This window comes from Roseateles sp. P5_B10 (assembly GCF_056400485.1).
Map to the genome: position 1 here is coordinate 1 of NZ_JBFULE010000115.1, position 11,282 is coordinate 11,282.

Genomic DNA, 11,282 nt, shown 5'->3' on the forward strand with positions numbered 1-11,282 from the left:
GCACTGGACGCTGCAGGCCAGCCTGGCCGAGACGCTGGCCACATTGGAGGCGGCCGCAGCGGCCGGTGCCCAGGGCTGCGTCGGCACCGAGCTGGCGTTGACGGGCTTTCACCGCCGCGTGCCTGAACTGCTCGATGAACGGGCGCTGACCGATGCCGAGGCGCAACTGCGTGCGGCCTGCGCGCGGCTCGGCATCGCGGCGGCCGTGGGCGTGCCGACACTGGGCGTGGACGGCGCGGTGTTCAACAGCCATCTCTACATCGACGCCGCGGGCCGCGAGCTGGGCCGCGTGCACAAGCGCGGGCTGACCGACAGCGAGGCGACTTTCTTCGCGCGGGGTGATGAACGCGGCTGGACGGCGATCGGCGGCGTGCTGGCGACGTCGGTGCTGTGCCGCGAGACGCTGGACGGCGCAGCGCTGCTACCGGAGCTGCGCGCCGCGGCCATTGGCTCGGGGCCACGCGTGATCTTCTGGCCCAGCTACATCAGCGAATCCGACGCCGAGCAGGCGGCGCTGTGCAAGGCCTATCGCAGTGGTGCCGAGGCACTGGCGCGCGAGCTGGGCGCCTGGGTGCTGCAGAGCAACTGGCCCGAATCGCTGAACGCACCCGAGCAGCGCGGTTTCGGGGCCAGCGTCGTCATTGCGCCGGATGGCCACTGCGTGCTGACGCTGCCGCGGGATGAAGCCGCCTTGATCGTCGTGGATCTGGCTTAGCGCCGGCGCTTGGCCAGCCAGCCGAATACGCCCAGGCCGGCCAGCAGCAGCGCGCCACTGGCGGGTTCGGGCACCGGGGCAGTCGCGCCGGTCACCGTTGCGGCATTCAAGCCCCAGCCCTCGTCGCCCAGGCCCTGGAAGCCGGCACGGTCTGAACCTTCAAAGCTCGTCGGGCTGTCGATGCTGAAGACCAGTTGGTTGCTGCCCGCGGCCAGCGTGACGGGGAGGCTGATCGTCAGCTGCTGGTTGACCACCGCACCGACCGTGGCGCCGTTCGGGTTGAACAGCACGCGGTCGGCGCCACCGCCGCCGAGATTCCAGGTGCCGCTGAACACTTCGCTGCCGTTCAGCGTCACGCGCAGGATGTCGATGTAGCCGTTGTCGCCGTCCAGCGTGGCGTAGCCGGCCAGCGTGAAATCGATCAGGCCGGCGCCGGCGCCAGCGGCGAAATTGGCGGTCACCGAGACCGTGGTGTCCAACGTGGCCGTCGGCGCGGGCAAGGTGTACAGCGTGGCGGCCCAGGCGGGCGCGACCGTCAGCAAGGCGGCGGCAGCGAGCAGCGGCAGGCGGGGCATCGAAGTCATCGCGCGTCTCCGGTGGGGTTCGGCGCAATCTATCCGCCGCCGGTCCGCGCCGTGGGCTTCGAACTTGGGGGTGTCCCCCGACTCGGGGGGAGCGGGATCAGGTGCGCCGGATCAGCGCCGCATAGCAGCCGCGTCGTGCGTAATGGGCGTGGATGTAGTCCACCTCGGGCTGGGACAGCAGGCGCTCGATGAGGCCTTCGATGGCTGCGCCGTCGACGATGTCCGCATCGATCATCAGGCCCGCTGCATCGAAGGCGCGCAGTGACAGCAGGCGGCTGCGCAATGCGTCGGGCACGGTGTCGATGGCGTCGAAAGCTTCTCCGGCCTGTTCGCGCACGTAGATGGCGTGGCGGGAGCGGTAGGGCGTGTCGGCAGGCTGGTGCTCGTGGTTGATGAGCAGCACGGACTCATCCTCAGTGGTGTCGCGCAGTTCGACGCGGTCGGGCAGGCCCGCGCCGCGATGGCGCAGCGCGCCATGGYCGGCCAGCGCTGCGTCACTCAGGCCGAAGAGGTGCTGGAAGGGTTGGGCGGACAGCCCGGTGATGCGAAAGGACATGGTGTGCTCCAAGGGGTGGATGCACGCCATTCTTCAGACACGGCCGGGCTGCGTCTGGCCGCAATCGGACCTTCAATCTCGGCCTGCGGGACGCTCATAGTCGTTGTCCACCCAGGCTTCGGCGGACGCCTGGCTGAGCTTGAAGCCGGCGGCGACCTTGACCTGCGCCAGGCGCTCGCCTGCGGCATCGAAGGCTGCCAGCCAGGCATAGGGATCGTCTTCGGCGGGCACGATCTCCAGCGTGATCTTCAGCCAGTTGCCATCGCGCGCCACATAGAGCGCCTTGTTCAGCTGGGCGTGCAGTTGCTGCTCATGGCGGCGGAGGACCTCGGAGGCCGTCTTAACCAGCGTGTTGAAGGCGTTGACGTCCAGTGGCTTGGGATTCTTCTTGTCGCGCCCCATGGTCCAGGGGCCGACCAGGGCCGGCTCGCTTTCGCCGGCCTTGAACATCGCGACAGCCCAGCCTTCGTCGTCTTCGTTCTTGATGACCTGGGCCGTCCAGCCGTTGTCGCGCCATAGGCGCGCCTCGAAGACGGGTTCGTCCAGATCAGTCATGCCTTCAATCCCTTGGCCAGCAGCTCGGCGACGAGCGCATTGATGCCGCCTTCACGGCCGGTGGCGCGTTCGCGCAACTGCTCGGTCAGTTCAGCAGGCAACTTGCAGGCAAAGGGAACGAGGCCGGCGGCGGCGTCCAGCTTGCGCTGGGCCTTGCGGTCAGGCAGGGCGGCAGCGGCCTGGCCGAAGCGGCCGGGGGCCGCCTTGCCGCGCATCGCGCTGTCCAGCTTCAGGCCGGCGAGCCGTTCAAGATCGGTTTTCTTCATGCTCATGGGCCGGATTGTCCCCCCTTGGAGACAAGCCGGCCTGTGAGCGTCAGCCGTTGGTGGCCGGAGCGGCCGGCACGACGGCCGGGGCGCGCTGCACGCGGGTCTTGCCGCCGGTCGTCACGAGGACGACGGGGTCACCGCTGTTGAAGGCTTCGGCGCCCTTGGCCTGGACGATCGCGCGGCGCTCGCCGTTGCGCAGCTGGACGATGATTTCGAGAGCATCTTCCTTGGTCGCCGAGCGCTCGATGGCGTTGCCGATGACGGCGCCGGCGACGGCACCGATGACGCCAACGACCGCGCCTTCACGGCGGCCGCCGACCGAGCTGCCGGCAATCGCGCCGGTCACGCCACCGGCCACGCCGCCGACGCCGCTCTGCGAGCCGTCGACGGTGACGGGGCGGGAGGACAGCACGGTGGCGTCCTGGATCTGGGACATGCGTTGCGCGTCACCACGCTGGACGACGTCGGGGCTGGTCGTCGAGCAGGCCGAAAGCACCAGGGCCGCAGCCAGGGTGAGGGAGGTCATGAGCTTGGACATTCGAATACTCCTTGGGCAAACCGGCAGCCCAACGTCGCCAATTGTCTCGCCGTTGACGGCTCGATGCCCCCGACTACAACTCTTTACCGTTGGCGGTCAACGGGAATGACCCGCATCACCCATGCAGGCGCGAGCTGCGCGGCACGCTGGCGAGCAGGAACTCCATCTGGTCGGCCAGGATGCGGCGGCCGCGCAGGATCATGTCCTCGTGCAGGCTGGGCACATAGGGCAGGTAGAGCAGGCTCATGTGCGCCTCCTCCGGCATGCGGTTGCCCTTGCGGCCATTGCAGGGCCGGCAAGCGGTGATGCAGTTCATCCAGGTGTCGTAGCCGCCGCGCGACGTCGGGTGAATGTGCTCGCGTGTCAGGTCTTCGGGCAGGCAGTGGTGGCCGCAGTAGGCGCAGACGAAGCGGTCGCGCACGAACAACTTGCTGTTGGTCAGCGCCGGCGCCTGGCGCCAGGCCCGGCTGGGAACGGCGCCACGCACGGCAATGATGGGGTGGACCTCGATGCGCGACTGGCGCCCGGAGATGCGCTGCCAGCCCCCGCGCAGCACCTGGCAGGGGTCGCCCAGCGTCCAGGCCACGCCGTCGCAAGCGTAGATCACGGCCGCTTCACGGGTCGTGATCCAGGCCTGGGGTCGGCCGGAGACATCGAGTTGGAGCACATCCACAGAAGTCAACCTCCTGCCGGAGACTACTTCAGAAGCGACCTCGCACTCAAGCTCGCGCCCGTGACAGCGTGGCGGCTCGGTCTTTCGGGCCGAGCGACGGGCCGCCCCTAGCCGGCCCGTCGGGCGATGTGCATGCGGCTCGATGCCGCATGCATCGCCATCCCCCCGGGGATCGGCCGGGCACGCCCGCGTTCAGCGGCGCGAGACCGGACGAGGGGCTGGGGTTTGCACTAGGTTGTTGGCAGTATTAGGCACATCACCCTAGGAAATCGGTAGGACAAGCTGGCGCTGTCACGGGAGCGACCTGCAAAATAGAACGATCGTTCGTTTTATTCCAGGCTGGCTTCCGCCCCTTCTGCCCGTGTCCACGCTGCCCACTCCCGCCAAGAAAACCGCCCCGCTGCGCGTTGCGAAGCCGGCGCGCGTTGCGCGTTCGCTGCAAAAAGGCCAGCAGACCCGTGCCGCCATCCTTGAGGCTGCTCTCGGCCTGGCCTCGCACATGGGCCTGGAGGGCTTGTCCATCGGCGCACTGGCCGATGTGACAGCCATGAGCAAGTCGGGCGTCTTCGCCCACTTCGGCTCGCGTGAGGAACTGCAGATCGCGGTCGTCACTGAGTATCACGCCAAGTTCGAGGAAGAAGTCTTCTTCACCGCCATCCGCGAGCCGCGCGGCCTGCCGCGCCTGCGCGCGATGTTCGAGCGCTGGGTGCGCCGCGTATCCGTCGAGGTCGACTCCGGCTGCATCTACATCAGTGGCGCCGTCGAGTTCGACGACCGGCCCGGCCCGGTGCGCGATGCTCTCGTGGCCATGGTCAAGGCCTGGCATGCGGCGCTGCAAAAGGCCATCCAGCTCGCCATCAGCGAGGGCCATCTGAAAGCCGATGCCGATGTCGAGCAGATCTGCTTCGAGCTGCACGGCCTGATCCTGTCCCTGCACCACGACGCGCGCTTCATGCGCATCCCCGGTGCGCTGGCACGCGCCGGCATCGGCTTCGACCGAGCCATCCAGTTCTACGCCACGCCGCTTGGCCTCGACATCGACGGCAGCCGCAAGCTTCCAAAGACCGGCACCGCCAAGCGCTGAACCCCTTTCTTGACCCACTGACCGTTCCAGGAGTACCCCGATGCCCCAGTACACCCCGCCCATGCGTGACATGCAGTTCGTCATGCACGAGCTGTTGAACGTCGTCGACGAACTGAAGATGCTGCCCGCGCATGCAGACATCGACGCCGACACGATCAACGCGGTGCTTGAGGAGGGTGGCAAGTTCGCCGCCGAGGTGCTTGCGCCCATCAATCTCAGCGGCGACGCCGAGGGCTGCACGCTCGACAAGACCACGCACGAGGTCAAGCCGCCCAAGGGCTTCAAGGAAGCCTACAAGCAGTACGTCGAAGGCGGCTGGCCTGCTTTGAGCTGCGATCCGCAGTTCGGCGGCCAGGGCCTGCCGCATCTGGTGAACCAGTTCTTCTACGAGATGCTGAACTCGGCCAACCAGGCCTGGACGATGTACCCGGGCCTCTCGCATGGCGCCTATGAAGCCCTGCATGCCCATGGCACGCCCGAGCAGCAGGCCACCTACCTGCCCAAGCTGACCAGCGGCGAATGGACCGGCACCATGTGCCTGACCGAGCCGCATTGCGGCACCGACCTCGGCATGCTGCGCAGCAAGGCCGAACCGCAGGCCGATGGCACTTACAAGATCACCGGCCAGAAGATCTTCATCTCGGCCGGCGAACACGACATGGCCGAGAACATCGTCCACCTGGTGCTGGCCCGCCTGCCGGACGCGCCCGTGGGCTCCAAGGGCATTTCGCTCTTCATCGTGCCCAAGTTCAACGTCAACGCGGACGGCTCACTGGGCAGCCGAAACGGCGTCTTCTGCGCCGGCCTGGAGCACAAGATGGGCATCCACGGCAACGCCACCGCGCAGATCGTGCTGGAAGGCGCCAACGGCACGCTGGTGGGCCAGCCCAACAAGGGCCTGGCCGCCATGTTCGTCATGATGAACGCTGCTCGCCTGGGTGTCGGCAACCAGTCCCTGGGCCTGACCGAGGTGGCCTATCAGAACGCCGTCGCCTATGCCAAGGACCGCATCCAGATGCGGGCGCTTTCCGGCCCCAAGGCCCCGGACAAGCCCGCCGATCCCATCATCGTGCACCCCGACGTGCGCAAGATGCTGCTGACGGCCCGCGCCTTCGCCGAAGGCGGCCGCATGCTGCAGGGCTACACGGTGCTGCAGCTGGACAAGGCGCTCAAGAGCGACGACGAGGACGAGCGCAAGGACGCCGAGGCCGAGGTCGCGCTGCTGACGCCCATCATCAAGGCCTTCATCACCGACAACGGCTGGCTGGCCACCTCGCACTGCATGCAGGTATTTGGCGKCCACGGCTTCATCCACGAATGGGGCATGGAGCAGTTCGTGCGCGATGCGCGCATCAACATGATCTATGAGGGCACCAACACCATCCAGTCGCTGGACCTGCTGGGCCGCAAGGTGCTGGGCAACAACGGCGCCACGCTGAAGAAGTTCGGCAAGAAGATCGCCGCCTTCATCGAGGAAGAAGGCACCAACGAGGCCATGCAGGAGTTCGTGAACCCGCTTGCCGACCTCGGCGACAAGGTCAACAAGCTCACGCAGGAACTGGGCATGAAGGCCTTTGGCAACCCGGATGAGGTCGGCGCCGCGGCGGTGGACTATCTGCGCGTGGTGGGCCACATGACCTTCGCCTTCTTCTTCGCGCAGGCCGCCAAGATCGCTCTGGCCAAGAAGGACAGTGGTGACCCGTTCTACACGGCCAAGCTGGCCACGGCGCGCTTCTATTTCGCGAAGCTGCTGCCCGAGACGGCGACGCTGATCCGCACCTGCCGTGYGGGCCTGGCGCCGCTGATGGAAATGGAAGAAGCTCTGTTCTGAACCGCTTGATGAACGACAAGGATGCCCCGATGAAATTCCTGTTCGCTGCTGCCCTGCTGTTGCCCGCGTTTGCGTTCGCGCAGACTTCACCCGTGGGCCTGTGGAAGACCATCGACGACGACGGCAAAACCGCGAAGTCGCTGGTCCGCATCAGCGAACAGGGGGGCACCCTCGTCGGCAGCATCGACAAGCTGCTGGACCCGAGCGCGGAGCCCAACGCGAAATGCGACAAGTGCAAGGATGACCGCAGGGACCAGCCCGTCGTCGGCCTGCAGATCATCCGCGGCGTGAAGACCGAAGGCGACGGCATCTGGGGCGGCGGCGAGATCCTCGACCCTAATAACGGCAAGACCTACCGCACCCGCTTGAAGCCGGTGGACGGTGGCAAGAAACTGGAGATGCGCGGCTACATCGGCCCCTTCTACCGCACGCAGACGTGGATTCGCGTGGAATGAAGTGGCCCCTCGCCCAGGCTGCCGCGCTGCACGCGGGCCAGCCTGGTCGGTCCCCCGAGGGGACGGCGATGCTTGCGGCGTTGAGCCGCAAGCACATCGCCAGCCGGGCCGGCTTGGGGCGGCCCGGCGCTCGGCCCGAAGGGCAATGAACAACTGGCAAACATGGAGAAAGAAATGAGTCGATTCCAAGTCCGCAAGGTCGCCGTGCTCGGCGCCGGCGTGATGGGCGCGCAGATTGCGGCCCACCTCGTCAACTGCAAGGTGCCGGTCGTGCTGTTCGACCTGCCTGCGAAAGAAGGCGCCAAGAATGGCATCGTCACCAAGGCCGTCGACGGCCTGAAGAAGCTCAAGCCGGCCCCGCTGGGTGATGCATCGGAAGCCGCGCTGATCCAGCAGGCCAATTACGAAGAGCACCTGGAAGTCCTGCGCGGCTGCGACCTCATCATCGAGGCCATTGCCGAGCGCATGGACTGGAAGCTCGACCTGTACACCAAGATCGCGCCCTTCGTCGCACCGCATGCGATCGTGGCTTCGAACACATCTGGATTGAGCATCACCAAGCTCTCCGAAGTGCTGCCCGAAGAAATCAAGCCGCGCTTCTGCGGCATCCACTTCTTCAACCCGCCGCGCTACATGGCCCTGGTCGAGCTGATCAACACGCCGACCACGCAGCCGGAGATCCTCGACCAGCTCGAAGCCTTCGTGACCACGTCGCTGGGCAAGAGCGTCGTGCGCGCCCACGACACGCCCAACTTCGTCGCCAACCGCGTCGGCATCGCCGGCATGATGGCCACGATGATCGAGGCCGAGAAGTTCGGCCTGTCGGTGGACGTCGTCGACGACCTGACCGGCAAGAAGCTGGGCCGCGCCTCGTCGGGCACCTTCCGCACCGCGGACGTCGTCGGCCTGGACACCATGGCCCACGTCGTCAAGACGATGCAGGACAACCTGAAGGACGACCCCTTCTACTCGACCTACGCCACGCCCAAGGTGCTGGCCGGCCTGATCGAGAAGGGCGCCCTGGGCCAGAAGACCGGCGCCGGTTTCTACAAGAAGGTCGGCAAGGACATCCAGCGCCTGGACTTCGCCACGGGCGAGTACGTCGCCGGCGGCAAGAAGGCTGACGAGATCGTCGCCCGCATCCTGAAGAAGGCGCCGGCCGACCGCCTCAAGCTGCTGCGCGAGAGCACCAACCCGCAAGCCCAGTTCCTGTGGGCCATCCTGCGCGACAGCTTCCACTACGCGGCCGTGCACCTGAACACGGTGGCCGACACGGCCCGCGAGATCGACTTCGCGATGCGCTGGGGCTTCGGCACCACGCAAGGCCCCTTCGAGCTGTGGCAGGCGGCCGGCTGGAAGCAGRTCGCTGAATGGATCTCGGCCGACATCGCCGACGGCAAGACGCTGTCCAGCGCTCCGCTGCCGGCCTGGGTCACCGAGGGCCCGGTGGCCGAAGCCGGTGGCGTGCACACGCCGGCGGGCTCGTGGAGCGCCGCTGAGGGCAAGTTCAAGCCGCGCAGCGAGCTGCCGGTTTACAAGCGCCAGGCCTTCCCCGAGTCGCTGCTGGGCTCCGGCGCCGCCGACCCGCTGAAGAGCGGCACCGAGCTGTTCAAGAACGAGGAAGTGCGCGTCTGGACGCTGGACGGCAACGTCGTCATCGCCTCCATCACCGCCAAGCTGCACCTGATCAGCCCGGCCGTCACCGAAGGTCTTTTGCGCGCCGTCGAGATCGCCGAAGCCGACTACAAGGGCCTGGTGATCTGGTCGCCGGACGACGTGTTCTCGGCCGGCGCCAATCTCGAGAGCCTGATGCCTGTCTTCATGAAGATGGGCAGCAAGGGCATCGCGCCGGAAGAGAAGAAGCTGCAGGACATGATGCTGCGCCTGCGCTACGCCAGCGTGCCGGTCGTCGCCGCCATGCGCGGCCTGGCCCTGGGCGGTGGTGCCGAGCTGGCCGTGCACTGCGCACGCCGTGTCGCCCACGTCGAGAGCTATGTGGGCCTGGTTGAAGTCGGCGTGGGCCTGGTGCCCGGCGGCGGTGGCCTGACCTATATCGCTCGCCGCGCCGCCGAGATGGCCACCGCTGGCAATGCCGGCGCCGACATCCTGGCCTTCCTGAAGGACGGCTTCCTGACCGCGGCTACGGCCAAGGTCGCGACCTCTGCGCATGAGGCTAAGAAGAACGGCTTCCTGCTCGATAGCGACATCATCGTGCCGCACAAGGACGAGCTGCTGCACGTGGCGACGGCCACCGCCATCGGCATGGCCGAAGCCGGCTACCGCCCGCCGCACAAGGCTCTGTTCCCGGTCGCCGGCCGCAGCGGCATCGCGACCATCAAGGGCCAGGTCGCCAATATGCGCGACGGCGGCTTCGTCAGCGCCCACGACTACCACCTGGCTGCGGCAATTGCCGACGTGGTCTGCGGTGGCGAGGTCGAGGCGGGCTCCCTGGTGACGGAGGAGTACCTGATGGCCCTGGAGCGCAAGCACTTCTGCGCGCTGCTGGACAACCCCAAGACTCAAGAGCGAATCATGGGCATGTTGCAAACCGGCAAGCCGGTTCGAAACTAATGACATCGCGGGACAGACCGAAGCGCGCAGCGCGAGCTCTGTCCTCGACTGACTAGGAACAAAAGTGAACCGGCTTCAACGCACCCTCGCCAAGCTGGACGGCCTGCCCGGCCCGCTGCGGGGCGCCGCGCGCAACTTCGCGCTGCGCCGCGCAGTGCCCTTCACGGGCACGGCATCGCTCGATTTCATTGCCCTCACGCCCGAAAGCAGCGAGATCCGCGTCGCCAACAAGCGCCCGGTGCAGAACCACATCAAGGGCGTGCATGCGGCCGCGATGTCGCTGCTCGCCGAGACCGCCACCGGCATGGTGGTGGGCATGAATGTGCGTGACGACTGCCTGCCGCTGTGCAAGTCGTTGCAGGTGAACTTCAGGAAGCGCGCCACCGGCGGCCTGGTCGCCAAGGCGCACCTGACCGCTGCCCAACGCTTCACGATGGCGAACGAGACCAAGGGTGAAGTGCGGGTCGCCGTGACCGTGACCGACGAAGCCGGCATCGAGCCGATCGAGTGTGAATTTGTCTGGGCCTGGGTGCCCAAAGAAAAGCCCCAGGCTTAAGTAAAGGAAAGACCATGAGCAAGCAAGTCCAAGACGCCTACATCGTCTCCGCCACCCGTCTGCCCATCGGCAAGAGCGGCCGCGGCTACTTCAAGAACACCCGCCCCGACGAGATGCTCGTCAAGGTGATGCAGGCCGTGCTGGCCCAGGCCCCGGGCCTGGACCCGGCGGCCATTGAAGACGCCATCGTCGGCTGCTCCTTCCCCGAAGGCGAGCAGGGCATGAACATCGCCCGCGTGGCCTCGGTGCTGGCGGGCCTGGGCCCGACCATCGGCGGCGTGACCATCAACCGCTACTGCGCCTCCGGCGTCACCGCCGTGCAGATGGCCGCGGACCGCATCCGCGTCGGCGAGGCCGATGTGATGTTCGCCGGCGGCGTCGAATCGATGTCCATGATCCCGATGGGCGGCAACAAGCCCAGCCTGTCGCCGCTGATCTTCGAGAAGGACGAGAACATCGGCATCGCCTACGGCATGGGCCTGACGGCCGAGAAGGTCGCGGCGCAGTGGAAGATCAGCCGCGAAGCGCAGGACGAGTTCTCGGTGGAATCGCACCGCCGTGCCGTCGCCGCGATGGCTGCCGGCCACTTCGACGCCGAGATGACGCCCTTCGACATCGTCGAGCGCACGCCCAACTTGGCGGACGGCACGGTCAACACCAGGACCCGCACCGTCAAGCTCGACGAGGGCGCCCGCCCCGACACGTCGCTGGAAGGCCTGGCCAAGCTCAAGCCCGTGTTCGCCGCCAAGGGCAGCGTCACCGCCGGCAACAGCTCGCAGACCTCCGACGGTTCGGGTGGTTTGCTGATCGTCAGCGAAGCGGCGCTCAAGCGCTACAACCTGACGCCGCTGGCACGCTTCGTGTCCTTCGCCGTGCGTGGCGTGCCGCCGGAGAT

13 protein-coding genes are annotated in these 11,282 nt (G+C 67.0%); 7 read left to right on the forward strand and 6 right to left on the reverse strand.

The annotated features are described in order from the left end of the window. On the forward strand, nucleotides 1-715 hold a 715-nt coding region (locus AC1DU6_RS10250; RefSeq protein WP_477857028.1), incomplete at its 5' end, for a carbon-nitrogen hydrolase family protein. Here the strand turns inward: AC1DU6_RS10250 and AC1DU6_RS10255 are convergent. From AC1DU6_RS10255 to AC1DU6_RS10280, 6 genes are all read right to left on the reverse strand, one after another. Continuing rightward, nucleotides 712-1,299 carry a PEP-CTERM sorting domain-containing protein gene (locus tag AC1DU6_RS10255; protein ID WP_457323437.1) on the reverse strand — a complete coding sequence of 196 codons (588 nt, stop codon included), beginning with the start codon at nucleotides 1,297-1,299 and terminating at the stop codon, nucleotides 712-714. The two genes, AC1DU6_RS10250 and AC1DU6_RS10255, sit on opposite strands and share 4 nt — an antisense overlap. Nucleotides 1,300-1,396: 97 nt before the next feature. Then, nucleotides 1,397-1,855 carry a DUF1203 domain-containing protein gene (locus AC1DU6_RS10260; protein WP_477857030.1) on the reverse strand — a complete coding sequence of 153 codons (459 nt, stop codon included), beginning with the start codon at nucleotides 1,853-1,855 and terminating at the stop codon, nucleotides 1,397-1,399. Between the two features lie 72 nt (nucleotides 1,856-1,927). After that, a complete protein-coding gene (locus AC1DU6_RS10265) occupies nucleotides 1,928-2,410 on the reverse strand; it encodes a hypothetical protein (RefSeq protein WP_457323435.1) in 483 nt (160 codons plus the stop codon). Beyond that, a complete protein-coding gene (locus AC1DU6_RS10270; protein ID WP_457323434.1) occupies nucleotides 2,407-2,682 on the reverse strand; it encodes a hypothetical protein in 276 nt (91 codons plus the stop codon). The genes AC1DU6_RS10265 and AC1DU6_RS10270 overlap by 4 nt, the downstream gene beginning before the upstream one ends. A 43-nt stretch (nucleotides 2,683-2,725) precedes the next feature. Further along, a complete protein-coding gene (locus tag AC1DU6_RS10275) occupies nucleotides 2,726-3,217 on the reverse strand; it encodes an outer membrane lipoprotein (RefSeq protein ID WP_235532079.1) in 492 nt (163 codons plus the stop codon). A gap of 115 nt (nucleotides 3,218-3,332) precedes the next feature. Continuing rightward, entirely contained in the window at nucleotides 3,333-3,890 is a 558-nt protein-coding gene (locus tag AC1DU6_RS10280) for an HNH endonuclease (protein WP_056203026.1), read from the reverse strand. 370 nt (nucleotides 3,891-4,260) lie between these two features. On the opposite strand from AC1DU6_RS10280, the gene AC1DU6_RS10285 reads away from it, so the two are divergent. The 6 genes from AC1DU6_RS10285 to AC1DU6_RS10310 all read left to right on the forward strand — a co-directional run. Then, nucleotides 4,261-4,974: a TetR/AcrR family transcriptional regulator gene (locus tag AC1DU6_RS10285; RefSeq protein WP_457325991.1), complete on the forward strand. Its 714-nt coding sequence runs from the start codon at nucleotides 4,261-4,263 to the stop codon at nucleotides 4,972-4,974. 40 nt (nucleotides 4,975-5,014) lie between these two features. Next, nucleotides 5,015-6,805: an acyl-CoA dehydrogenase C-terminal domain-containing protein gene (locus AC1DU6_RS10290; RefSeq protein ID WP_477857033.1), complete on the forward strand. Its 1,791-nt coding sequence runs from the start codon at nucleotides 5,015-5,017 to the stop codon at nucleotides 6,803-6,805. A 29-nt stretch (nucleotides 6,806-6,834) separates the two neighbouring features. Beyond that, complete coding sequence (locus tag AC1DU6_RS10295) at nucleotides 6,835-7,260, forward strand: DUF2147 domain-containing protein (protein WP_056203610.1); 426 nt, start codon at nucleotides 6,835-6,837, stop codon at nucleotides 7,258-7,260. A gap of 174 nt (nucleotides 7,261-7,434) precedes the next feature. After that, nucleotides 7,435-9,831, forward strand: coding sequence for a 3-hydroxyacyl-CoA dehydrogenase/enoyl-CoA hydratase family protein (locus AC1DU6_RS10300; RefSeq protein ID WP_477857035.1), 2,397 nt, complete (start codon nucleotides 7,435-7,437; stop codon nucleotides 9,829-9,831). Nucleotides 9,832-9,895: 64 nt separating this feature from the next. Further along, nucleotides 9,896-10,387: a DUF4442 domain-containing protein gene (locus AC1DU6_RS10305; RefSeq protein ID WP_235532080.1), complete on the forward strand. Its 492-nt coding sequence runs from the start codon at nucleotides 9,896-9,898 to the stop codon at nucleotides 10,385-10,387. Nucleotides 10,388-10,401: 14 nt separating this feature from the next. Further along, on the forward strand, nucleotides 10,402-11,282 hold an 881-nt coding region (locus AC1DU6_RS10310), incomplete at its 3' end, for an acetyl-CoA C-acyltransferase (RefSeq protein ID WP_477857037.1).